This is a genomic window from Paenibacillus sp. BIC5C1 (assembly GCF_032399705.1).
GTDB classification, from domain to species: Bacteria; Bacillota; Bacilli; order Paenibacillales; family Paenibacillaceae; genus Paenibacillus; species Paenibacillus taichungensis_A.
Window position 1 is genome coordinate 1312357 of the sequence record NZ_CP135922.1, and the last position, 23937, is coordinate 1336293.

Below are 23937 nucleotides of genomic sequence, written 5' to 3' on the forward strand. Positions count from 1 at the left end.
AAATGTATAGAAGAACATAGATATATTTTATAATATTCCGTTAAGAAAGTTACTAACTTTTAGTTTGTTTTGTTGTTGAATTTATCTTAACATAAAGATATTTAAAATACAATCCTAATTTAGAATTCCATCTGGACAGTCTGCTCATTCAATGCCAAAATGAAAAAGTTAACATTAAAGAGATATATTGTGTTCCTGTAATGAGAAGGAGAGAAGAGGCACATGGCTTATCCTCAGTGGTTAGACCCTTATGATGCAGAACCGTTTATGCTGTTTTCCACTTCGCACCTATGGGCGATTAGCCTTATTGCTGCATTAATTATATTGATGTTCCTGTTTCGGAATCGGCTGCGCTCATTATCATCCAACATACGCCGTACTATTCGAATTACGATGGCCTGTGTCATGTTCGGCTGTGAGATTGTACTTCAGCTCTGGTATGTATATGGGGATGTATGGAGTCTACAGACTTCATTGCCGCTGGAACTATGCAGTCTGTCACTATTGTTATCTGCGCTGCTATTATTGACACGCAGCCGACTGCTGCATTCTGCATTGCTGTTCGCAGGAATAGCAGGAGCCTTGATGGCGATCGTAACCCCTAATCTCGGTTATGATTATGCACATTTTCGTTTCATTCAATTTTTTACTGCTCACGCCTGTATTATTCTGGCTTTGCTCTATATGACTTGGGTGGAACAGCTTCGTCCAAGTTGGAGATCAGTGCTGGGATCGATGATATTCGTGAACGTGGCTGCGTTGGTCGTATACGGTGTGGATGTCCTGCTTGAAGCCAATTATATGTTTCTAAGACACAAACCGAATACGCCTTCAGTACTCGACATGTTGGGGCCCTACCCCATGTACATTCTTGGGGAAGAGGTACTGGCGTTAGTCATGTTCTCCCTAATGTACGTCCTGCTCTTTGCGATTCCGGAGCGACTGAATAATCGGGTGAGGAGAGGAAAGAGTTCAGCGCTCTAGTTAAAAATCATTTGTCCTGATGGTAGGCAGCGGGGGCTGTTCTTCGTTCTTCTCTAAAGATATATTTCAAACTAAACATCCCGCAGTGATCTTGATATCCAGATCGTTTGCGGGATGTTTGGTTGTTAACTTCACAGAGATATGTTTCTAATTTTTATCCCCGAAGCAAAGATTCCGCTCCATCCACGTAGATCCGGGTGCCGGTCACATGGGAAGATTCATCAGAGGCGAGGAAGAGCACCAGATTGGCGACTTGCTTCGACGTTCCAGGTTCACCTTTGAGTGGATGTTCATGACCTTCCGGAAATTCAACAGGGATCTGTACTTCTTTTAGATCGTCCGAAGGATAGGTGTTATCATCGATGTTCGTATCTATGGCTCCCGGGCAGACGGCGTTGACACGGATCTTGTAACGGCCCAGTTCCAATGCAGCCATCTTCGTAAAAGCCGTCTGACCAGCTTTACTGGAAGCGTATGCAGAGAACCCAATGCCAGAGAATACGCGGTTACCGTTAATCGAACTTGTAATAATGATGCTGCCGCCGCGGTCTTTCAAATGGGGGATGGCGTACTTCACAGTTGCGAACGTGCCGCGCATATTGATGCCCATCGTCTGATCCCAGTCTTCAGGTTCCATCGTTTCGATGGGAGCCATCGTGCCATTAATTCCCGCATTGGCAAACACAATATCGAGCTGTCCGGCTTGCTCCGCTACCTGATTGATTGCTTTTTGTACGTTGTCCGGTTTGGATATATCACATTCAATGACGTGTGCTTCTCCGCCTGCGTTTTCGATCGTCTGTTTGGTTTTCTCTGCATTCTCCGGGGTCCGGTCCAGCATGAACACTTTGGCCCCATGCTCAGCGAAACGAATGGCTGTTGCCTGACCAATTCCCGAGCCACCTCCGGTTACAATCGCAACTTTTCCTTGCAAACGTTGTTCAGTCATCCTTATCCCTCCGTATCGTATGGATTGTCGGTATACTCTCTATCTCTACATACCCGACTCCCGCATGGTGAATCAGTTGAATCCATATAAAAAAGGACCGCATCGCGGCCCTCAGTTTGCATCCTTTATGATTATAATGATCTGATTGCTTGTAAAATTACTTATGTTTCTTCCAGTCCATCGAACTATTGTTCAACAGGTACTCAAAATCATTATCTTTCCGCTTCTGTTCCGCTTTACGAGCTTCTTCGGCCTGCAGGCGTTCCTGCTCTTTGCGGTCTGCCTCGGCAGCCTTGGCTTCATCAGCCTGAGCCTTCAGTTTCTCTAACACATCACTGCTCAGCAGATCCTTAAGTGTGGTCGGTTTATCCTGTGCTGCTTTGGGAGCAGGGGGGTGTTTTTTGGATTTTGCCATAGAAAAATCTCCTCTCAAAAACATGAATCAGCTTCCATTATCGTTCAGTAAACATATTATATCAGGTTCACCAAACCCATTCCATGAAACTGAGGGACAAAAGCAGGAAATAGGGAGTTGCGTGACGAATGAAAACGGGTATAAATTCATATATTATTACCGATACTGCGACTATTCCCGGGAGAAAGGAGTCGTTGTTCGTGGAAGTAAACCGTAGTTTACTGAAAGGGCTTGCATGGGGTGTTGCTTTCAGCTGTCCGCTATGGATTGCGATCATCGGGTGGTTGCGTTTGATGGGATGGATGTATTGAGACCAGCGGGTTGCAGAGCTGCTGCATATAGAGTTGTGCCAGAATAGGGCATTTTTTATAAAGTTATTTATGTAAACGCTAACATTGAATAAAGCTCTGCCTTGCGTGAATACGCAGGACAGAGCTTTTGTTTGTCTTACAGGTTATGAATCAAGATGGATAACTAAGATCTGTTCCAAAGGTTAAGGCATTTTTACCGGTTCTGGATATTCCAGACCGTGGGTGTCAACAGTGACTTTTTTCATCACCTGATCGGTAACCGGTTTGTCTTGTGCACCTATTTCCTGAGCAGCGATTCCATCAACGACTTCCATACCTTCTGTAACTTTACCGAATGTGGCATAGGCATTATCGAGATAATCAGCATCCGCTAACATGATGAAAAACTGGGAACCTGCGGAGTCCAAATCATTTGTCCGCGCCATGGAGATAACCCCACGCGTGTGATTCAAGTGGTTTTTGTGACCATTGGATGTAAATTCTCCTTTGATCGCATAACCAGGACCTCCTGAACCGTCGCCAGCTGGATCACCACCCTGAATCATAAAGCCTGGGATAACGCGGTGAAAGATCAGGCCATCATAGAAGCCTTTATTGGCGAGTGAGATAAAATTATTCACCGTGTTTGGAGCAATCTCCGGATAGAGCTCAATGACAATTTTCTGCCCATCTGACATTTCAATTGTGGCTACAGGATTAGGGCCAGTAGGTTCCACTGGAGCAGGTGCTTCCGTTGCGCCGCTTGAAGGGCGTCCACAACCACTAATGACGATAAGCAGCATCGCTAGAACCAGCGACACAGCTGTTGTTTTTTTCCACCGAAAAGACATGAGAACGTTCCCCCTTGCATCTCTGCATAATATATTTAGTCAGAATTATTTTCGGATAATCCCTCAACTATCATACCGTTTTTGCGGACAAGATGGCAATGCAAGGCAGGATATTATGGGCGATAAGGGATGGTGTAAATGCTTACAGAGGTGTAAAATAAGGAAAATGCTTCCGCAGTCAGGGACGTACGGGTCTGTTCCGTCCGCTCCAATACACGGCAGTCCCGACGTCATTAACGGAAAGGGCGTGCGGGTATATGGACTTCTCGTGGAAGCGTAATCTGGTGATTTTGTGGATTGGTGTGTTTTTTTGCAGCACCGCTTATTCAATCTCCATCCCATTTCTGCCTTTGTTTCTGAGTGGCGATCTGGGCGTTCGTGATCACCTGGAGTTCTGGTCAGGGCTTGCCTTTGGCATCACGTTTCTGGCAAGTGCGCTGGTGTCTCCCTTCTGGGGATCACTGGCTGACAAATACGGGCGCAAGCCAATGCTGATCCGGTCGGGATACAGCCTTGCGGTTTTGTATTTGATCAATTATTTTGTGCAGGACCCCTATTCGCTAATCGTGGTTCGTTTGTTTCAGGGATTGCTTGCGGGGTTTGTTCCGGCGGCGATTGCACTGGTCGGTACCAATACACCGGAAGAGAAGACAGGGTATGCGCTTGGTATCATGTCAACAGCCGGCGCAACAGGAGGTATAATCGGCCCGTTAATTGGCGGGGTCGTAAGCCACTATTATGGCAACCGGAATGCGTTTTTATTTTCCAGCATCGTAGTATTGGTCTCGGCGTTGATAGCAACCTTCTGGGTCAAAGAAGAGAACTTCAACCGGAACAAGGCACGTTCTCATGTGATGGATGACATCCGTGAAGCCAGGGCCAATCGATTGTTTATTACGGTGCTTGGCATGATGGGCATATGTACCTTCTCCGTGATGATTCTGGAGCCATTATTGACCGTATACGTGATGGAAATGGGCATTCAGCCCGATCGTGCTTCTCTCAGCTCGGGTATTATTTTCTCTGCAGTTGGTGTAGCTACGGTTATTATGGCGCCGCGTTGGGGCAAGATCGGTTCACGAATCGGATATGGCAAAGTACTGATCATTGGCCTCGTTGGTGGGGCGATCGGTAACCTGCTGCAGTTTTTCACTACAGGCTATATTGGATTCGGCATCTTGCGTTTTGTGTATGGATTATTCTTTGCTGCGGTGTTCCCGGCGATTAATGCAATGATTGTGCAAGTGACTGAACCTGGCTTCCGGGGAAGAGCATTCAGCCTGAATCAGTCGGCTTCTCAAATCGGTACGATGGCGGGGCCGATAATCGGTGGTGTTCTGGGTGGCTGGTTGCCGATTCGTTGGATTTTTATCATCAATGGAGTGGCGCTGCTAATTACCGCCATTGTGGCGAAATGGTCCCGACTGGAGGAGAAGTTGCCGGGATCGGGCAAACCCTTGGCGAAGTAATCAATAACGTAAAACGTTAAATGGTTTATCGGATATCAGAGCGAGGGATGGCACCGTACGGATACGGTAGCCATCTCTTTTTTTGGATACAGTCTTTGTTGCTAGCGAAATTAAAGCAAAAAGAAACCTCTAACCAAAGAGGTTTCTTATACCCTTAAAGAATCTGTAATGCGTTCTTATTTATCCGAGGATGAATCTTTTCGGGGAACTTCAACCCCTTCAACGTTCTCTTTCGGAATGGCATGTTCAACAGCATCAAGTTGATCCTCATCCGCCAGTGCTTCCGGAAAGGAGTCTTCCGTGAATAATCCAAAATTCGGATCAATATCCCGCTCGGTTACCAAATTTTCGGGCTCATGTACTTGTCGCTTGTGATTATCCTTCATCGTGACTGCACCTCCTAATTCATGCTGTGACAAGAGGATTAGCGCCGTGGTGGAATGTCGTTCTCTGGTTTCCCATCTGCCCCAGCGCCGTTTAGCAGGTCCGTCCCGTGAAGAGCATTGGGGTCGGGTGCGGCAGGATCAACCGGACTATTCGGTTGAATTAGATCAGCATCAGGTACGGATTCAAGTGCAGGCTCCGCTGTCCGTGACTCCAATACCGGCTCTTCTGTAGCCGTTACAAATGGGGGATTCACTGTATTTTCAGTATCGATACGTTTTCCCGTAACTTCATCAAAGGTATCTATGTCACCTTCAGGAACTTCAGTTTCCAGTGGAATATCACGTGACCTCTGATAACGGTCGTAGTAACGTTCGCTCTCTTCATTACTAATCGGTCTGTCTGACATAAGTAGCACTCCTTTTTAGTGGATTATATTTAATGGTTGTTTGTTTGATTGGGCAGTTATCTAGTAAAGGTTCTTATTCGGTAGTTACCCAAAGGGCTAACGTTGTAATCTTGCCTAGTATGATTCCCTTGTGTTCCCAAAATATGAATATAAGATGAAAGTGAATAATGTACGGATTACAGATTCAACGTATACGCTTTAAAATTTAGGGAATACATATTTGACCAGAAAATACAGAAATCCAAAGAAAATAATGATATAAGCCGCATACTTGATAAACGTTGAAGCGACCATACTTGAATCCGATTTGTGTTGGACATCCTTATGTTCTACCTCTACCGTTCTGTGTGGCTCATTCATTTGAATCACTCCTCAATAGTATGTGTTTGCTTTGAGGAACCATTACACCCGATAGGGATGATTGAATCGCACGGGTCAGTTTTACAGCTTTTCATCTTTGGCCTATGATATGATGAAACATGGATATAAGAGGGAGGGATTCCAATTGAATTGGTTTACGCTGGGCAATATGATTACTCAAATCCGAGTCGGGCAAAAAGCGTCTACCCCCGGGTTTTCACGTACCGTTATACGTCGTCCGGACGGGCTGTTCTGGGTAGGCGGGATATGGTCAGGACAGATTGTCCAGTTGCGGGATTATCTTTTCTCGGATATATGGATGATCTATGAAGATGAGGAAACGGAGCAGTGGTTGGAATATCGAACAAAGGTTGAGCAGAAAGAGCGCGAAATGATTGAGAACCAGTACGAAGACCTGCGCGGATAATGGAGAAAAAACACGGATTCTATCAATAAAATGGAAATAAAACTATAAATCTACTAAAATGTGAATTTTCATTTCCCTACAAGAAGGTGACACGTCAAACTGTGGCGAATGATAAATGAGAGAACTTGGGGATAGAGAAAATAAGAAACTTTGAGGTGCTGTGAATGAAAAATGTGCCCAAAGCTATCATCATCTTATGGATAAGTATGTTGAATATTCTTTGCTTGCCGCATGATTTCGTCTCAGCGACTGCAGGAGAAGTTGACAAACCTGTATCCATTACGGGATGGGAAGTAAAATGGGGGAACGTACACGATCAGGGATTCATCAGTGAGGTTCAAGGTTCGGAGGAGATCTGGGAGAAGCAAGGTGCAGAAAAGCTGGAATATAGCAGCGTAGAAGCCCCTTCAGGTTCCATGTGGACACGCGTGACCATTCCTAAAATAAACGAAGATAGCTCGGCAATCCGTTTTGAAAATATTAAAGGGAACCACATTGTAATCTATCTGGACGATCGTAGGGTTTATGAGAATTATCATTACAATTATGATAACAACGCTGTGTTGTTGCCCCTTTCGAGTGAGAATTCAGGTAGCAAACTGTATGTATGGTCCGAGAATGAAAAAGGCAGACTTGGCATTTATGGAACAGTTCAGGTTGGGCCTTATGCTACATTACAGGAAAAATACATTCACAATGGTCTGCTTGATGTAATATTGGGAGCGACCTTTGTGTTCACGGCTCTAACGATGCTGAGTTGCACTTTTTTCCTGGGGAAATTCCATAAAGGGTTGTGGATTTCGCTATGTATCGTGATGGGTTCTATTGGAACGATGATTATCACCTATTCACAGTTTTTATATACGTTCTATCAGGTTTACGGTAATCTGTATTCCGTATTGTTTGACCTGGCTATGCTGATGGGCATGCCTGCACTCTGTTATTTTTTTGAACAAATTATCGGACCAGGTCGTTATGGCATCTTTACCAAACTAAGAAAATTCCAATTCATCTATTCTGTAGTAGCTGTGGCTGCCCTGATGATTGATTTTATTTCAGGCGGTCAATGGGACATGCTCTATACTTTGTTGGTTCAGAATGTAATTGGATTTGTTCTCGTTATCCTGTTGAGCATCTTGATGATCGGCACCATCGCCAAAGCGCTTCAACGGAGCCGGGAAGCTCTTTTGCTGGCTACGGGATTCGGCACATTTGCATTAATCAGTGTTGCTGAACTACTGTGGTATTACCAGCGTAATGGAACATATCATCTGATATGGTGGAAATGGTCCATGGTTGCTTTTATTATCTCACTTATTGCCATACTGGGAAGCCGATTTGCTGAAAAACATACCAAAGTGCTTGAATACTCAAAAGAGTTGGAATTGTTTAATAATGAGTTGCAGCGTTCCGAGAAAATGGAGATTATAAGCGAATTGGCTGCCTCGGTTGCTCATGAGGTTCGTAATCCACTGCAGGTGACACGAGGATTCCTTCAGCTCATGACAGAGCAGGAAGACAACAAAAACAAAGGGTATGTGCGGATAGCTCTGGAGGAGCTCGATCGGGCATCCGGCATTATTACCGATTTCCTCACGTTTGCCAAACCGGAGTTCGATCATATTGTCTCTTTGAATATCGCGGACGAATTTAATCATATTGAGGGTATTCTTGTACCGATGGCTAATCTGGAAGGCGGCAAAATAACAACTGACATTCCGCCCAATCTATGGATTAGAGGGAACTCCTCCAAGTTCAAACAGGCTTTTATTAATATTATTAAGAATAGTATAGAAGCTCTGCAAGGACAGGGTCAGATCGATATTTGGGCTTATGCCCAGGATGGGATCGTTAAGGTACATGTTAGAGATAATGGAGAGGGCATGGATGAGGAAGCGCTGGTCCGGCTTGGGGAGCCATATTTCTCGAATAAAATTAAGGGGACAGGCCTTGGAATGATGGTGACTTTCCGAATCGTTGAAGCCATGCATGGGCAGATCAGCTTTACAAGCACAAAAGGGGTAGGAACAGAAGCCGTCGTATCTTTTGCTGCGTTCGTCGAATGACGAGCGGCAGAAGTGTACGATGGCTTTTTTTGTTCGCTACCCCTGATGTTGTTCAATTACATATTCAATTTAATCCGTTTAGCTTCTCCACGGTCCGCAATTGACGTCATAATCCACTTTGGATGGATTGGGAGGAATCACGAGAACGTAATCGTTCTGTTGTTCTTCAACAGTACGGACTTGAATATGTTCAGGAATATCAATGCCAAATGCTTCGCGAAGCGCTTGCTTCGGGTTGGAGTGCAGTTGTTGTCTGAAGTGCTCATCAGTCCAGGCCTTTTCAATAATATCCTCGTGCAACGTTTTCTCTGATACCATCATCGTCAACATTCCCTTCATATTTAAAATTCAACTGTACCAGCTCTTCTTTGGTGATTAGGACAAATGTTGTTTCTCGCTGATCCAGTAATGAAACCCGCCTTGAAAAAGCATTTTTTTGTGTTGTTCGATGTCGTGAACAGTTTGTCCCAGAATGCCGCATAAGTAGGAATTAAATGCTTCGAGATGCGAAATTCCCGAGTTAGAAGATGTCAGTCTGATGTTATATTGTTGAGCAATGTCTACATAGGAGTTCATCAATTGGGTATTGTATACATTCTCATGTACACGTTCGCTTACAGGATGAGCTGGGTAGTTATGTTCCAGTGCTGCGGATATGTGGGAGAGGAAGCTGTTGTAATTTCCGTGCACAGCATCTTGTTTCGTGTCTGTGAAGTCATCTGTCATCTGGAGAGTCATCAGTGCAATGTTGACGGCAGAACATACCGGAGTAATCCGATGCTCCTGTTCCAAAAGAAGGAGTGAGCCCGCAGCTCCAAGTTGAAGTGGGGCGGCTTTTTGGGCGATTAATAGCGGGTTTCTCTTGAAATAGTCTATGGAGTTCTCACCGGTGACGCTCATGGCCCAATCCTCCACATACTGTCTGAAATACGTCCAGAACGGGGAAGAAAGGCTGAATAGCTCTGAATAGACACAGATCGCATCCACGTAGTAAAGATTACCCAGTGATAATTTCAGTGTCACATCTTCTGGCTGCTCGTCCATAACTTCATCCTGATTCAGAAAATATAGCATATGCAGGAGACAAGCAGTACTTAGTTTGTGTGCCTTCTCTGGAGGTAGACCATCCGAGAGCTGCATCCACAAAGGAATAATGTAGCCGATGTAGCTGTGACCCGAATCTCGTAACAAAGGATTGACCAAATGAAGTTGTTCTAGTGCATGTTCTGACATTAATTCAGGATATTTCTGTACCAGCTGCTCTGCTGCAGCGAACACCACCTCCACATCGGATCTAAACGGATCAAACCATTCTCTCCGCATCGTTTGGTTACGCCCTTCCCATAATAAAGTAATTAAGGACTTTTCGACTAGATCATGAAGTTACTCTCAGTATACCGGAAATGAATTGAAAAAAATAGGATGTTTTGTGATGAATTGTGAAAAAAACTATGACATTTTGTATTTTTATGGCATAAAAAAGCGGAAGTTAGGCTCAAACTAAGAGGGCACAGGATTTTGACATATGAAAGGAAGAAGAGAAATGAAATACAAATGGAAAAAATGGATGGCAGCCGGATTGGCAGCCGTATTTATAACAGCATCAACCGGCTATACGGCATCCGCTGATCCGAATGGATCTGTTGAAGATCATGTGACAACACCATCCTCCTCTACAAACCAGACGAAGCCTTGCATGCAAGCAGGTCATGGCCTGTTTATGATTGGAGAAACCGCAGATCTGCTCGGTATTGGGCTCCGTGATTTAAAGGAACAAATGGAGCTTGGCAAGACGTTGACTCAGATTGCCAAGGAACGCAAGGGACTTAGTGAAAATCAATTGTTGGAGAAGCTGAAGCCTTCGCTCTCTATGCGATTGGATAAAGCAGCCGAAGAAGGCTGTCTCACAAAAGAGCAGGCAGCAGCAGCCAAAGCAGGTATGGATACGAAGCTGAAGAAGGTAATCAACACACCACTTCGGGAGTTAAGACGTGAGTTCGCTCACCACGGCAACAGACATCCAATGATGGACAAGGGCGCTATTGCACGTTTTCTCGGCATCACCCCAGAGCAGCTCCATCAGCAGCTTCAAAGCGGGAAATCACTGGCTGAGATTGCTCAGGCAAAAGGCATCAGTGAAACGCAGTTGGTAGACAAGTTGAAGGAGCAGTTGACGGGTGACCTGAAAAGGTTCGTTAATCAGAAGGGCCATGCACATCAAGCTCCTGGTCCTCACGAACCTGTACCTGGTCGATCCGCTTCCACAGAAGTGAAGTGAAAAAGAGCGTCTTCCACGAAGGGAGACGCTCTTTCTATATTCAATCAGGATTAGCTGGTTTCCGGACTGCGATTGGCGCTAGTTGACGGACTACGCTCGGGCGAACTTGTTCTGCCCGCCGAAACAGTATCACGTAAACGGGGACTTAGGTGTTTCTTTCGTTGTAAACCTATGGTGAAGCGAGAACCAGGAAGTTGGGAAAGTCCCCAGCTGATTGCAAGAGACGTTGCCACGGTGACCAGAAACGAAAGCAATGTAACCGGAAGATGCCAATCAGTTAATGTAAGAGGCCGGGTAATATACGCGATGCAGTAGATAACCAGTGCATGAACCAGATAGCCACCAAAGGAATATCGGCCAATCCACGTCAGGAGACGCTGAAATGGTGTATCTTTGCCTCGCAGCAGTACAAGGAACCCATAGAACATGAACATCTGGGCCATGATGATGATGAATGTTGTTGGCTTCAGATAGGTTGATATATTCAGGTTAACGACATCGCCGGACCCTCGCAGCACATCATACCCAAGCCAGATGTACATGCCGATAAACAGACAGACCATCCAGGGCAATACTTTTGCGGTCCAACTTCTCCAACTATCCACTGACCAGGCACAGACTGCGCCCAGCAAAAAGTAAAACCAGTACATAACCCATGAATAAGAGCGATATTGCAGCAAACCCGACCAGGGTTGAGGTAAGGAGGCTGTCCACCCGCCCATATCGTAGTAGGACCATTTCATAAGTAAAGTGTATAATGCCATCCCAATGAGAATCAGCGTGACGACGGATTGCATCGGGGTGAAGCGTGTAACTTTTTCAATACGTTTCCGAATGAACTTGGCTCCCGCAAGAAACAGGGGAAACAGAATATAGAACTGAAACACCATAATCACAAACCACAGATGGTATCCCGTCTGGGGGAGGAACAGTTCACGAACAAGACTGCGGAAGTCTGGCATACCCGAAAGCCAGAACTCGGGTGTGAATACCCGGACAAACAACCAATAGATAAACGTCCATACCACAAAAGGCACATAGATATCTCCAAACCGCTTACGGATAAACTTGGGGTAATCCGGCTTGGTATGACTATGATGATAGAACAGCATTACACCGGACAGAAAGACGAATGTCGGCGTACCAAAACGAGTCAGATGATAAATCATGGTCAGCATGATGGAATCAGGTTGTTCAATGTCAGCGCGATATATATATTCTGCGATGTTATGCTGCATCACAATGGCGAGAAATGCAAGGCCGCGCAGTTGAGTCCATTCCACGATTCGCGGTTTATTCACGTGTATTCCTCCTTCGTGTAACCGGAATTCATCATTTAAGGGTACCTGTTGAACATTAAGACTGCATTAAATGGAGGAAATAGGTACAAAAAAAGATGGCAGCAGCCATCTTTTTGTCGAAGTATCTTTGCGATACCTGCCTCATTTTGTTTCCATTCCTTTTAGTTTAAGTCTTGTACTTTTGTTGATTCATCCTCTGAAGATTTTGCATCTTCCTCAAATAAATTCTGAATGTATGCTTGGAGTTTCGGTTTATTTACACCGAGTACCTGGGCAGAACCTGCAAGCTCATTGGTAAGCAACTTGTTAGGAGGGATCTGCTGTTTATCGATTTCATTCACATTAATATCGAATCCGAGGGAAGCTAATTTTAACATCTGTGTTGGACTGAGGTCTGTCTCGATATATGGAGCGACAGCTTCCAATATTTCAGGAATCTTGAAGAGTGAAGTCGTGCTTTGCATCTTCTTGGCTAGCTCAGTCATGAAAATCCGCTGCCGTTCGGTACGCGTAAAGTCTGATGTGGCATCATGCCGGAACCGGACATATTGCAGGGCGGTCTTACCGTCCATATGCTGAAGTCCTTTTTTGAGATCGATATCGTACATATGTTTATCTGCTTTGCTGGTATAATACATGTCTTTCTCCACATCAATATCGATTCCGTCTACAGCATCAACCAGCGCCATGAATCCAATAAAATCGGTATACACGTAGTGCTGAATAGGGATGCCAAGCAAGTCACCAACCGTTTGTTTGGTTAATTCCGCTCCTCCGTAAGAGAAGGCTGCGTTGAGCCTGCTTTTGCCATGTCCCGGAATGTCTACATATGTATCACGCAGAACAGAGAATAGATGGGCTTTCTTGGATACCGGATCAATGGAAGCGACCATGACCGAATCTGAACGGCCGGCATCATCCCCTCTGGTGTCACCGCCAAGCAGCAAAATGTTAACTCGTTCCTTCCCTTCCCATTTAGGAACAGGAGTGGTTGGAGTGTCCGTATTTTGGTTTGTGTCAGAAGTGGAAGTCTCTGAAGCGGTTGAGATGCTATTGGCAAAATGAACGATCGAGTATCCGTAATATACAATGACACCGGCTATGGCAAGTGCCAGGGTTAGGGATGTTCCCCATAACCATTTCTTAAGCATAATCTTCACCTTTCTATGAATGAACTATTATGTAACCCAAACTAGTTTAACAAAAAGTAAGAGAAATGTCCTCTTTGATTTCGAAAGTTCGGTTACTAGGCGACATGTTTGACAAATAGTTAGTGTATATTTATTATGTAAAAAATAATCGTGTTTTGTGTAATGGAGGTATTAAACGACTGTTATGAATCAATCTGTATTTAATTGGATCAACCAGTTTGCTGATCGTATTCCGTTTCTGGACTGGTTTATGATTACATCAGCTGAATATGCCGTTTGGGTTATGATAGGGCTTCTTGTGATTGTGTGGTTTCTTGGCAATCCGTCGAAGCAACGAATTGTGTTTTATGCATGTGTAGCTTCGATCGTAGCACTTGTTCTGGCAAAATGGGGAATTTCACCTGTGGTAGGCCATCCAAGGCCGTTCATGGAAGGCACGGTGAATCAACTGGTTCCGCATGTGCCAGATCCATCTTTCCCAAGTAAACATGCCTCCTTCGTATTTGCGCTGGCTGCAGCTTCATTTTTTATCGGACGTCGCTTCGGAATGTGGATGCTGTTGCTTGCTGTGCTGACAGGAGTCTCGCGTGTCTATGTTGGTGTACATTACCCTGGGGATATTCTGGGCGGATTCATTCTGGGTAGTCTGGTTAGTGTAATCTTGATTGCTACGCGTAATTATACCAAGTCGATTCCCGATTTTTTCATTAACATTCATCGTCGAATTTTTCGTTAGAAACGGTTGAATATAGTAGGGATTGGAAGAGAAGTTTCGTATATGGAAGCCTTAAGTCATTGGTGAGCCAAAGACTTAAGGCTTTTTTTGTGTTTATTTCGAAGTTAACTGAAATTTACAAAAATCGAATTCTGATATCTACAATTCATGGCGATACGTGTCGATATATTATAAATATGTACTAGTTGAGGAGTGGGGAACATGAAAGACGCGCAGGGAAGCATGATGGGGAAATTAAGATTGACAATTCGAATGAAATTACTGACCGGATTTCTGATTGTGGTGGCACTTCTGGCTTTTGTCAGCATTTACGCGTTGACCCAAATTCATGGCATGTCCAGCAAAGCGGATGATGTTGACAAAACGTGGATGCCAAGTGTGTCTCTGTTGGGTCAAATGAATGGTGATGTTTCCGATGTAGAGCGCCTCGCTCTTGCCGTCATTGTTGAGCAGGATGAAAATGAAACTGCCAAAATGAATGAAGCGCTGGATCAGCTCCTTGCCAAAATTGAGGATGAACGAAAACAATTGCTCTCATTTATAGATAGCAATGAAGAAGCAATGAAGCTTTACAAAGAATTTAGCACGAACTATGACGCTTATTTGGCCAAAATGCCTGAATTCATTGAGCTGGGATTGAAAAATGATTATGACGAGGCCAGCAGACTGCACACGGCAGCTTATTCTTTGTGGTATACCGCCAACGATAAGATTGCCCAATTGATTGTGATGGGAAATCAGGGTTCTGATTCGGCAACGAATGCATCGGTTGAACTGGCCGAAAAAGCATTTAATATTATTTTGGGGGTAACCATTGTTGCTTTCCTGGTCTCCATGTTTATTGCCTTCTTCATTGCAAGTATCATCTCACGTCCAATTCAGAAGATGAATGCAGCAGCGGTGTTGATTGCAGATGGGGATCTGACCAGTGAGAAGATTGTTCTCAAGAACAAGGATGAGCTGGGAACGCTGGCAGATTCCTTCAATGTGATGACTGGCAACCTGCGGGAGATGATTCAATCCGTATCGATGACATCCGAACAGGTAGCCGCTTCCTCGGAAGAACTTCTTGCGAGTGCTGAGCAGAATACAAGGGCGTCGGAACAGATCTCCGAGACGGTTGAGGAATTGGCTGTAGGTACATCGGATCAAGTAGATATGGTGAAACGTTCTTCACAGGCGATGAGTGAGATGGCTCTTGGTTCGGAACAAATTGCTGAGCTTGCTCAAAGTGTATCCGTATCTGCTGTGGATGCAGCGAATCAGTCAGCCGAAGGAAATATGATTATTCAGCAGGCTGTTGAACAGATGGGATCTGTTCGCAACTCCATTGCATCACTGACAGAACTGGTTACAGGGTTGGGAGAACGTTCCGCAGAGATTGGTACCATTACCGAGGTTATCAACAATATTGCCCGTCAGACCAATCTGCTTGCATTGAATGCAGCAATTGAAGCGGCACGTGCAGGTGAGCACGGACGTGGTTTCGCAGTCGTAGCCGGAGAAGTACGGAAGCTCGCAGAGGAGTCTTCTACATCCGCGCAACGGATTACGGATCTAGTCCAATTGATTCAGAAGGATACAGATCATGCCGTGCAGGCTGTGAAAGTGAACAGCAATGAAACGGAAGCCGGCATTGAGATTGTAACAGCGGCTGGACAAGCCTTTGAGCAGATTTCGGATGCAGTGAACAAGGTCGCTGGTGAAATCCAGGAAGTATCTGCAGGTTCAGAGGAAATGTCAGCAAGTACAAATGAAGTTGTAGGGTATGTGGATCAGATCTCTAACATCGCTGGAGAAGCAGCAGGTGGGGTGCATAATGTATCTGCCGCAACCCAGCAGCAGCTGGCTTCAATGGAAGAGATTGCTTCATCCGCAGGTTCTTTGTCCAAAATGGCTGAAGAGTTGCAGGAGCAAATCAACAAATTCAGAGTGTAAACGATCCAAAAGACAGGTGTTCGGACTGGATAGTACCCTGGATCATAATGCAACCTGTAGTACGACTTATTCAAAATACCAGGACTGTTTCTCATATTGCGTTCATGCGCAATAAGGGGCAGTCTTTTTTGTCATATCACTACCCAAACATGTCACAACAATGTTATTTCAGAAGTCACCAGCGCTGATATTGCAACTGAAGTAAAAGGCTATAATGGTAATTAATGGTGGAAAATACATGGAGTCACACCATAGGAAGGAGCGGGTCATTACATCAGTGTAATTGAAAAATGTGAGACGATTATTGCAGAAGGAGATGAATGGTTGAAGATGAAGGGAAGCTGGTGGAGACGAATCGCTATTCTCGCGTTATCGGCAGGGCTACTGGCAGGAAGTACATCCATACAGGCATGGAATGGCAAGGCAGATGCGGCTGCCGGGAATCATAACTATGCGGAGGCATTACAGAAGGCAGTTTATTTCTATGAAACACAGCGTTCTGGGAAATTGCCGGAAGACAACCGGGTGGAATGGCGTGGTGATTCCGGATTAAATGACGGAGCGGATGTTGGGGTTGACTTGACCGGAGGGTGGTACGATGCTGGAGATCATGTGAAATTTGGTCTGCCTATGGCTTATTCGGCTACGATGTTAGCTTGGTCTGTTGTGGAATACCGTGAGGGATACGAGCAGGCAGGGCAACTGGAGCAGATTAAGGATAACTTGAGATGGGCCACAGACTATTTTGTGAAAGCGCATACGAAACCAAATGAATTATGGGGACAGGTTGGAGCAGGCAATACAGACCATGCCTGGTGGGGACCGGCTGAAGTGATGCAGATGAACCGTCCTGCTTATAAGATCGACGCATCCTGTCCGGGAAGCGAACTTGCGGGTGAAACCGCAGCGGCACTCGCTTCTTCATCCATTGTGTTCCGGGACGGTGACCCGACTTATGCCAACAAACTGCTCCAACATGCCAAGGAACTGTACAGCTTCGCGGATACGTATCGAGGCAAATATTCGGATTGCATTACAGATGCCCAATCGTTCTACAATTCATGGACAGGTTACTATGATGAGCTCGCCTGGGCAGCAACATGGTTATATATGGCGACAAATGATAGCGCTTACTTGTCCAAGGCGATTGCTACAGCGAATCTGTGGCAGGCGGATGGGCAGAACGGGAACTGGGCCTATACTTGGACCCAAGGCTGGGATGACAAACACTACGGAGCCCAGATTCTGCTGGCCCGCATTACGTCGAGTCTGAACATGCCAGAAGCGACGCGGTTCATTCAATCCACGGAGCGCAATCTGGATTATTGGTCTGTAGGCACGAATGGACAAAGGATCAAGTATACACCGGGCGGGCTTGCCTGGCTTGATACTTGGGGATCACTCCGGTATGCAGCGAATGCATCGTTTATTGCTTTTGTATATTCCGACTGGGTCAGTGATCCGGTGAAGAAAACAAGGTATCAGGACTTTGCCGTCTCTCAAATGAACTACATTCTGGGGGATAATCCTCGCCAAAGCAGTTATGTGGTCGGTTATGGTCAGAATCCGCCTAAGCACCCTCATCACCGGGCCTCCCACAGTTCATGGACGAACAATGAAAATGTACCTTCAGAGCACCGTCACACGTTGTACGGCGCGATGGTTGGTGGACCGGATGCATCGGATGCCTATACCGATTCCATTGGGGACTATGTCAGCAATGAGGTGGCAACCGATTACAATGCGGGCTTTACAGGCGCGTTAGCCAAAATGAATCTGTTATTCGGCCAGAACGATCAGCCCATCGCGAATTTTCCGTCTCCGGAAGTAAAGACGGATGAGTTCTTTGTCGAAGCTGCTGTTAAGGCATCCGGTTCCAATTACACGGAAATCAAGGCTCAACTGAACAATCGTTCCGGCTGGCCTGCGCGGATGGGGGATAAGTTGTCATTTCGCTATTTCGTGGATTTGAGTGAAGTTTACGCTGCAGGTTACACCGTTTCTGATGTCCATGTTACAACCGCATACGCCGAGGGGGCTATCGTATCCCAACCAGTTGTGGTTGATGCAGCGAAACGAATCTACGCTGTTACAGCGGACTTTACCGGAACCAAGATATATCCAGGCGGGGAAGGACATTATCGCAAAGAAGTCCAGTTCCGCATTACCGGCCCGCAAGGCGCCTGGAATGCGAATAATGATCATTCATTCCAGGGCTTGGGCACAGGCAATGTGGCGAAGAGCGTATATCTCCCAGTCTACGATGCGGGAATACGAATATACGGTCAGGAACCTGGTGTTACACCGGTCGTCACTCCTGTTACACCTTCGGGGGTGCAGGCTGTATCAGGAAATGCTCAGGTCATCCTGAACTGGGTAACATCTCCTGGGGCGGAATCGTACACCGTAAAGCGTGCCGAGGTGAATGGAGGGCCATATACATCAATAGCGACAGGTGTCCATGGGGTGACGTACACGAACACGGGGCTCACGAACGGGAAGACCTATTATTATGTAGTGACGGCTGTTAATTCAGCTGGGGAATCGCCCGGTTCTGCACAAGTCTCTGCCACGCCACAGGCTGAAACATCGCTGCCTGGTGCACTGACATTAAGCGGTACGGCAGGCAATGCCCAGTCGATTCTGACCTGGACGGCAGCATCGGGAGCTTTGACTTATAAGGTACAGCGCTCAATTGTAGGCGGTGCATATACCGATGTGGCAACTGGATTGGCAGCTTTGAATTATATTGATGCAACAGCGGCAAACGGAACGGTGTACAGTTATCGAATCGCCGCCGTGAATGTGAGCGGACAGACGTTGTCCAACATCGTGACGGTGACACCGAGTGCGCCTCCGGCCACGACGGGCACGCTTGAGGTGCAATATCGTAACGGAGGGTCAGGTGCTTCCGGCAATGCGGTGACTCCGCAGTTTAATCTGAAAAACACAGGCACTCAGGCAATTGATCTGAGTACCGTGAAGCTCCGATATTATTTTACCAAGGATGGTGCAGGGGATCTCACCTTCTGGTGTGATTATGCCCAGATTGGCACGGCCAATATTGAAGGCAAATTTGTCACGCTGGCTCCGGCAAAAGGTACAGCGGATACGTATCTGGAGATCAGCTTCAAATCCGGGGCTGGCAGCCTGGCTGCCGGAGTGGAGACGGGCGTGATCCAGGGGCGCTTTTCCAAGAACAATTGGAGCAATTTCGATCAGAGCAACGACTATTCCTATGATGCAACCAAGACAGCTTTTACCGCATGGAATCAGGTAACTGGGTTTCAGGGAGATACGAAAGTCTGGGGCATGGAGCCGTAACCTAAAAGGGAGTTCAACAACATGGGCAGACCCACAGTAACTCTAATTTGAATTTCACCATTCCAGGGAGGTATGTACATGTTGAAATCAGCTGCGAAAAAAAGTTTGTCTGCCATGCTAGCAGGCACCGTTATGTTAACCGGGTACACTGGCTTGTGGGCGGGTCCCCAAACGGTTTATGCCGAAGAGCAGACCATTGATGCTCAGGCGGACGGAATAAACGAAGCTCGATTTTTGCAATTGTATGATCAACTGAAGGACCCGGCGAACGGTTATTTTTCTCCAGAGGGCATTCCGTATCACTCCATTGAAACGCTGATGAGCGAGGCGCCGGATTATGGGCACATGACGACATCCGAGGCATACAGTTACTGGCTCTGGCTGGAAACGATGTACGGTCACTATACGGGTGATTGGTCCAAACTGGAAGCCGCTTGGGACAGCATGGAGAAATACATCATCCCTGTCAATGAAGGTGACGGCAAGGAAGAGCAGCCTACGATGAGTTATTACAATCCAAACAGCCCGGCCACCTATGCAGCAGAAAAACCTTTTCCGGATCAATATCCATCTGCCATTAACGGTCAATATGCTGCAGGAAAAGACCCGCTTGATGCTGAGCTGAAAGCTTCCTACGGCAACAATCAGACGTACCTGATGCATTGGCTGCTGGATGTGGATAATTGGTACGGCTATGGTAATCTGCTGAATCCGAATCATACAGCGGCTTACGTGAATACGTTCCAACGTGGAGAGCAGGAGTCTGTGTGGGAGGCCATCCCACATCCATCCCAGGACAATAAAACGTTTGGCAAAACGGGCGAAGGTTTCATGAGCCTGTTCACCAAGGAGACCCAGGCTCCGGCAGCCCAGTGGCGTTATACCAACGCAACGGATGCTGATGCGCGTGCGGTGCAGGTACTGTATTGGGCGAAGGAGATGGGCTACACCAATACAGCGTATCTGGACAAAGCGAAGAAGATGGGTGACTATCTGCGCTATGGGATGCATGACAAGTACTTCCAGAAGATCGGAAGTGCCAAGAACGGTACACCAACTGCTGGTACAGGCAAAGACTCTAATATGTATCTGATGGCATGGTATACCTCATGGGGCGGCGGCCTTGGCGAGGGTGGGAACTGGGCATGGCGGATTGGAGCCAGTCATACGCATCAGGCTTACCAGAATCCGGTGGCAGCGTATGCATTGTCTGATCCGGCAGGCGGCCTGATTCCAAAATCGACAACAGCCAAAGCAGATTGGAATGCATCGCTGAAGCGCCAATTGGAGTTCTACACCTGGTTGCAGTCTCACGAAGGGGCAATTGGCGGTGGGGCGACGAACAGTTTTGATGGCTCTTACAAAGCTTATCCTGCCGGAACAAGTACGTTCTACGACATGGCTTATCAGGAAGCTCCGGTATACCGGGACCCGGACTCCAACACGTGGTTTGGTTTCCAGGCTTGGTCGCTGGAGCGTGTAGCCGAGATGTATTACATTCTTGCCGAGAGCGGGGACCTCAGCTCCGAGAACTTCCAAATGGCCAAAAAAGTCATAACCAAGTGGGTCGACTGGGCCAAGGATTATGTATTCGTCGATGAGCGTCCAGTGACGGATGCTGAAGGATATTATCTGAATGCGGCAGGTCAGCGTATTCTTGGTGGTACCAATGCACAGGTTGCCACAACACCTGCACCTGGCGAATTCTGGATTCCAGGCAGCCAGGAATGGCAGGGGCAACCGGATAAATGGAACGGGTTCAGTTCCTTTACGAACAATCCTAATTTCCATGTGGTAACCAAAGATCCTGCTCAGGATACGGGTGTACTGGGGAGTTATATTAAAGCCCTGACGTTCTTTGCTGCAGGGACTCAAGCGGAAGGCGGCGTACTCAGTGCCAAAGGACAGGAAGCCAAAGACATGGCCGAGAAACTGCTGAATACAGCCTGGGATTACAATGATGGTGTGGGGATTGTCACCGAAGAAGTCCGTAAAGACTACTTCCGCTTCTTCGCCAAAGAGATCTACATTCCGGCGAACTGGACGGGAACCTTCGGACAGGGGAACACGTTACCGGGTACAGCCGGCGTACCTTCTGACCCGGCCAAAGGTGGTAATGGCGTATACATTGGTTACTCTGACCTGCGTCCAGCCATCAAGCAAGATCCGGCATGGGCGTATCTGGATAATCTGTACAAAACGTCTTATGATCCAACAACGAAAAAATGGGAAAATGGCGCACCAACCTTTACGTACCACCGTTTCTGGTCACAGGTGGATATGGCTACCGCGTATGGTGAATTTGATCGTCTCCTGGGTGATGCCGGAAGCCCAGGAGTTCAGGTGCCGGGAGCTCCAGCTGGTCTGACAGCTGCAGCAGGCAGTGAACAGGTTATTCTGAACTGGACTGCATCCACTGGTGCCGCTTCTTACACAGTAAAACGCGCGGAGGTAAACGGCGGCCCGTATACTTCAGTAGCAACGGGGGTTACCGGGTCGACCTTCACAGATACAGGACTGACCAATGGCAAAACGTACTATTATGTGGTGACCGCAGTGAATACGGCAGGTGAATCTGCACCTTCTGCTCAGGCCTCTGCAACACCGCAAGCTGGAATATCTATACCGGGAGTGTTAACCCTTACAGGAACGGCAGGCAATAATCAGGCTGTACTGACATGGACCGCATCGACCGGAGCTGCAAGTTACAAGGTACAACGCTCGGTTGCAGGTGGAACCTATACGGATCTGGCTACAGGTCTGACGGCACTGACATACACGGATGCCACGGCAGTGAATGGTACCGCATACAATTACCGAGTGGTGGCAGTGAATACAAGCGGCCAGACCTTGTCCAATGTAGTGGCGGTGACACCAACAGCGCCTCCTGTAACAACAGGTGCACTTGAAGTGCAATACCGCAATGGCGGTTCAGGAACGTCAGGCAATGCGGTGACCCCGCAGTTCAATATCAAGAACACAGGCACGACAGCAGTGGATCTGAGCCAGGTGAAGCTGCGGTATTACTTTACGAAGGATAGTGCATCCGATCTGAGTTTCTGGTGTGATTACGCTCAGATTGGCAGCGCCAACGTTGAAGCTCACTTTGTGACGGTAGATCCGGCTAAAGGGACAGCGGATACGTATCTGGAGATTGGTTTCAAATCCGGGGCAGGCAACCTGGCTGCCGGAGCAGAGACGGGAATTATCCAGGGTCGCTTCTCGAAGAACAACTGGACGAATTTTGATCAGACTAATGACTATTCTTTCGATGTTTCCAAAACAGCCTTTAGCGCCTGGGACAAAGTGACCGCTTATATTGGCGGAGTCAACGCTTGGGGTATTGAGCCATAATTAATTCATATGGAGACAGAGTACAGCCGGGGAGAGATCTCCGGCTTTTTGTGATGATTTTGGGATTACAGGTACTCATAACTGAGAAATGAACCATAGTAATGTTTACCAAATATAGAATTTAAATATTAAAATATAGGTCATTTGACTCACGTCCTAAGTGATGCCTGGCTTAAGGCACTTTTCTGCGTAAAACGAAGCGCAGTAAATAGTTACAATAATTTAACCTTTGGAAAAGAAGAGATTTACGGCAGTTTTAGCCAACTGATGTGAGAGGTTTCCCTGATTCTTAGTGCTCAAGCCTGCCTGATCGAATACAGGACTTTGGACTGATGATCGTTATGGACAGCCCGTTTTACAATGGGGCAAGCCCGGCGAATGAGGCCAGGTTAAAATTCTGTAACATCAGGGGGAACACGACATCATGAACTGGAAAAGCAAGATCATTACTGCAAGTGTAACAGCAACGATGCTGATGGGAAGTCTGACCACAGGAGCATTAACGACACCTGCATCAGCAGCGGCAGTTGAAAATTCAAAAGTTAAAGTCATCTGGGGAGTTAATTTGCGTACATCGCCATCTTCTTCCGCAAGCATTGTTCGTTTGGTGCCAAAAGGAGAGACCGTAACGGTACTGCAAAAATCCGGATCAGGCTGGTATAAAGTTACGGACTCCGGTAACCGGACAGGATACATATCTTCTTCTTCAAAATATACACAAGCTGTGAAAGGCAACACGACAACAGGAAGTTCAGTTACAGGCAGTGCTTCAGTGGAGAAAGTGATTGCTGCCGGTATGAAATATTGGGGGACGCCTTATGAGTTTGGAGCAAGTCGTAACAGTACGGCTACGTTCGATTGTTCAAGCTTTGTCCGCCAGGCCTTTATTGATGCGCTCGGAATCAAGCTTCCATCCGATTCACGTAAACAAGGTGCTTATGTGAAAGCCAACGGTACCGTTCAGACCAATTGGAAAAATCTGAAGCGTGGTGACCTGATGTACTTTATGTCCTACAAAGGCAGTTCGGCTTCATCATATTCTAGTGTGAACAAATCTACTGCTACGATTACCCACACGGGAATTTATCTGGGTGACGGCAAAATTCTGCACACCTATTCCAATGCCGGCGGCGGTGTAACGATTAGTGATATCTCCGGCAAACATTGGGAGTACCGTTTCCTGTTTGGCGGAAGTGCACTTTAAGTTCATGCATGCTTATTAAATAATGAACACATATAGAACCTTTCATC

General features: G+C 46.6%; 20 protein-coding genes. 10 read left to right on the top strand and 10 right to left on the bottom strand.

Annotated elements, in window-relative coordinates:
* Positions 1-222 precede the first annotated feature (222 nt).
* Entirely contained in the window at positions 223-984 is a 762-nt protein-coding gene (locus RS891_RS05910; RefSeq protein WP_113054153.1) for a YwaF family protein, read from the top strand.
* 154 nt (positions 985-1138) lie between these two features.
* Here RS891_RS05910 and RS891_RS05915 read toward each other — a convergent pair whose 3' ends face one another.
* The 3 genes from RS891_RS05915 to RS891_RS05925 all read right to left on the bottom strand — a co-directional run bounded on the left by RS891_RS05915 (position 1139) and on the right by RS891_RS05925 (position 3489).
* Positions 1139-1933, bottom strand: a complete 795-nt coding sequence (locus RS891_RS05915; RefSeq protein ID WP_315794754.1) for an SDR family oxidoreductase — start codon at positions 1931-1933, stop codon at positions 1139-1141.
* Between the two features lie 157 nt (positions 1934-2090).
* The gene (locus RS891_RS05920; protein WP_076290206.1) at positions 2091-2348 is read right to left on the bottom strand and encodes a YqkE family protein; all 258 of its coding nucleotides are present in this window, start codon (positions 2346-2348) and stop codon (positions 2091-2093) included.
* 493 nt (positions 2349-2841) lie between these two features.
* Complete coding sequence (locus tag RS891_RS05925; protein WP_315794755.1) at positions 2842-3489, bottom strand: peptidylprolyl isomerase; 648 nt, start codon at positions 3487-3489, stop codon at positions 2842-2844.
* A 257-nt stretch (positions 3490-3746) separates the two neighbouring features.
* Between RS891_RS05925 and RS891_RS05930 the strand changes: the two genes are divergently transcribed.
* Entirely contained in the window at positions 3747-4958 is a 1212-nt protein-coding gene (locus tag RS891_RS05930; protein ID WP_076290204.1) for an MFS transporter, read from the top strand.
* Between the two features lie 176 nt (positions 4959-5134).
* On the opposite strand, the gene RS891_RS05935 is transcribed toward RS891_RS05930, so the two are convergent.
* The 3 genes from RS891_RS05935 to RS891_RS05945 all read right to left on the bottom strand — a co-directional run bounded on the left by RS891_RS05935 (position 5135) and on the right by RS891_RS05945 (position 6111).
* Positions 5135-5344 carry a hypothetical protein gene (locus RS891_RS05935; RefSeq protein ID WP_113054158.1) on the bottom strand — a complete coding sequence of 70 codons (210 nt, stop codon included), beginning with the start codon at positions 5342-5344 and terminating at the stop codon, positions 5135-5137.
* A 38-nt stretch (positions 5345-5382) separates the two neighbouring features.
* Entirely contained in the window at positions 5383-5751 is a 369-nt protein-coding gene (locus RS891_RS05940; protein ID WP_315794756.1) for a hypothetical protein, read from the bottom strand.
* 198 nt (positions 5752-5949) lie between these two features.
* Entirely contained in the window at positions 5950-6111 is a 162-nt protein-coding gene (locus RS891_RS05945) for a hypothetical protein (protein ID WP_017690239.1), read from the bottom strand.
* A gap of 145 nt (positions 6112-6256) precedes the next feature.
* Here RS891_RS05945 and RS891_RS05950 point away from each other — a divergent pair, with 145 nt between their 5' ends.
* The gene (locus RS891_RS05950) at positions 6257-6538 is read left to right on the top strand and encodes a hypothetical protein (RefSeq protein ID WP_315794757.1); all 282 of its coding nucleotides are present in this window, start codon (positions 6257-6259) and stop codon (positions 6536-6538) included.
* A 164-nt stretch (positions 6539-6702) separates the two neighbouring features.
* A complete protein-coding gene (locus RS891_RS05955) occupies positions 6703-8604 on the top strand; it encodes an ATP-binding protein (RefSeq protein ID WP_315794758.1) in 1902 nt (633 codons plus the stop codon).
* A gap of 78 nt (positions 8605-8682) precedes the next feature.
* On the opposite strand, the gene RS891_RS05960 is transcribed toward RS891_RS05955, so the two are convergent.
* Together RS891_RS05960 and RS891_RS05965 are read right to left on the bottom strand one after the other, a co-directional pair.
* Positions 8683-8925 (bottom strand): NHLP leader peptide family RiPP precursor, encoded by a 243-nt coding sequence (locus RS891_RS05960; protein WP_099855706.1) that lies wholly within the window; start codon positions 8923-8925, stop codon positions 8683-8685.
* Between the two features lie 54 nt (positions 8926-8979).
* Positions 8980-9927 carry a hypothetical protein gene (locus tag RS891_RS05965; RefSeq protein WP_315794759.1) on the bottom strand — a complete coding sequence of 316 codons (948 nt, stop codon included), beginning with the start codon at positions 9925-9927 and terminating at the stop codon, positions 8980-8982.
* Between the two features lie 220 nt (positions 9928-10147).
* Between RS891_RS05965 and RS891_RS05970 the strand changes: the two genes are divergently transcribed.
* The gene (locus RS891_RS05970; protein ID WP_315794760.1) at positions 10148-10882 is read left to right on the top strand and encodes a hypothetical protein; all 735 of its coding nucleotides are present in this window, start codon (positions 10148-10150) and stop codon (positions 10880-10882) included.
* Between the two features lie 50 nt (positions 10883-10932).
* Here the strand turns inward: RS891_RS05970 and RS891_RS05975 are convergent, their stop codons facing one another.
* Both RS891_RS05975 and RS891_RS05980 read right to left on the bottom strand, forming a co-directional pair.
* Positions 10933-12183, bottom strand: coding sequence for an acyltransferase (locus RS891_RS05975; protein WP_315794761.1), 1251 nt, complete (start codon positions 12181-12183; stop codon positions 10933-10935).
* Between the two features lie 161 nt (positions 12184-12344).
* Entirely contained in the window at positions 12345-13334 is a 990-nt protein-coding gene (locus RS891_RS05980) for an LCP family protein (RefSeq protein WP_175383619.1), read from the bottom strand.
* A 184-nt stretch (positions 13335-13518) separates the two neighbouring features.
* Here RS891_RS05980 and RS891_RS05985 point away from each other — a divergent pair, with 184 nt between their 5' ends.
* From RS891_RS05985 to RS891_RS06005, 5 genes are all read left to right on the top strand, one after another.
* Entirely contained in the window at positions 13519-14070 is a 552-nt protein-coding gene (locus RS891_RS05985; protein WP_076290195.1) for an undecaprenyl-diphosphatase, read from the top strand.
* A 201-nt stretch (positions 14071-14271) separates the two neighbouring features.
* A complete protein-coding gene (locus RS891_RS05990) occupies positions 14272-16008 on the top strand; it encodes a methyl-accepting chemotaxis protein (protein ID WP_315794762.1) in 1737 nt (578 codons plus the stop codon).
* Positions 16009-16338: 330 nt separating this feature from the next.
* Positions 16339-19332, top strand: a complete 2994-nt coding sequence (locus RS891_RS05995) for a glycoside hydrolase family 9 protein (RefSeq protein WP_315796190.1) — start codon at positions 16339-16341, stop codon at positions 19330-19332.
* Positions 19333-19410: 78 nt separating this feature from the next.
* Entirely contained in the window at positions 19411-22686 is a 3276-nt protein-coding gene (locus RS891_RS06000) for a glycoside hydrolase family 48 protein (protein WP_397386899.1), read from the top strand.
* Between the two features lie 424 nt (positions 22687-23110).
* Positions 23111-23890: a C40 family peptidase gene (locus RS891_RS06005; RefSeq protein WP_113054169.1), complete on the top strand. Its 780-nt coding sequence runs from the start codon at positions 23111-23113 to the stop codon at positions 23888-23890.
* Positions 23891-23937: the final 47 nt, after the last annotated feature.

Excerpts from the sequence above, each read along its gene's own strand:
- RS891_RS05910 (WP_113054153.1), top strand. The coding sequence starts at position 223 with ATGGCTTATCCTCAGTGGTTAGACCCTTATGATGCAGAACCGTTTATG.
- RS891_RS05915 (WP_315794754.1), bottom strand. The coding sequence starts at position 1,933 with ATGACTGAACAACGTTTGCAAGGAAAAGTTGCGATTGTAACCGGAGGT.
- RS891_RS05920 (WP_076290206.1), bottom strand. The coding sequence starts at position 2,348 with ATGGCAAAATCCAAAAAACACCCCCCTGCTCCCAAAGCAGCACAGGAT.
- RS891_RS05925 (WP_315794755.1), bottom strand. The coding sequence starts at position 3,489 with ATGTCTTTTCGGTGGAAAAAAACAACAGCTGTGTCGCTGGTTCTAGCG.
- RS891_RS05930 (WP_076290204.1), top strand. The coding sequence starts at position 3,747 with ATGGACTTCTCGTGGAAGCGTAATCTGGTGATTTTGTGGATTGGTGTG.
- RS891_RS05935 (WP_113054158.1), bottom strand. The coding sequence starts at position 5,344 with ATGAAGGATAATCACAAGCGACAAGTACATGAGCCCGAAAATTTGGTA.
- RS891_RS05940 (WP_315794756.1), bottom strand. The coding sequence starts at position 5,751 with ATGTCAGACAGACCGATTAGTAATGAAGAGAGCGAACGTTACTACGAC.
- RS891_RS05945 (WP_017690239.1), bottom strand. The coding sequence starts at position 6,111 with ATGAATGAGCCACACAGAACGGTAGAGGTAGAACATAAGGATGTCCAA.
- RS891_RS05955 (WP_315794758.1), top strand. The coding sequence starts at position 6,703 with ATGAAAAATGTGCCCAAAGCTATCATCATCTTATGGATAAGTATGTTG.
- RS891_RS05960 (WP_099855706.1), bottom strand. The coding sequence starts at position 8,925 with ATGATGGTATCAGAGAAAACGTTGCACGAGGATATTATTGAAAAGGCC.
- RS891_RS05965 (WP_315794759.1), bottom strand. The coding sequence starts at position 9,927 with ATGCGGAGAGAATGGTTTGATCCGTTTAGATCCGATGTGGAGGTGGTG.
- RS891_RS05970 (WP_315794760.1), top strand. The coding sequence starts at position 10,148 with ATGAAATACAAATGGAAAAAATGGATGGCAGCCGGATTGGCAGCCGTA.
- RS891_RS05980 (WP_175383619.1), bottom strand. The coding sequence starts at position 13,334 with ATGCTTAAGAAATGGTTATGGGGAACATCCCTAACCCTGGCACTTGCC.
- RS891_RS05985 (WP_076290195.1), top strand. The coding sequence starts at position 13,519 with ATGAATCAATCTGTATTTAATTGGATCAACCAGTTTGCTGATCGTATT.
- RS891_RS05990 (WP_315794762.1), top strand. The coding sequence starts at position 14,272 with ATGAAAGACGCGCAGGGAAGCATGATGGGGAAATTAAGATTGACAATT.
- RS891_RS05995 (WP_315796190.1), top strand. The coding sequence starts at position 16,339 with ATGAAGGGAAGCTGGTGGAGACGAATCGCTATTCTCGCGTTATCGGCA.
- RS891_RS06000 (WP_397386899.1), top strand. The coding sequence starts at position 19,411 with ATGTTGAAATCAGCTGCGAAAAAAAGTTTGTCTGCCATGCTAGCAGGC.
- RS891_RS06005 (WP_113054169.1), top strand. The coding sequence starts at position 23,111 with ATGAACTGGAAAAGCAAGATCATTACTGCAAGTGTAACAGCAACGATG.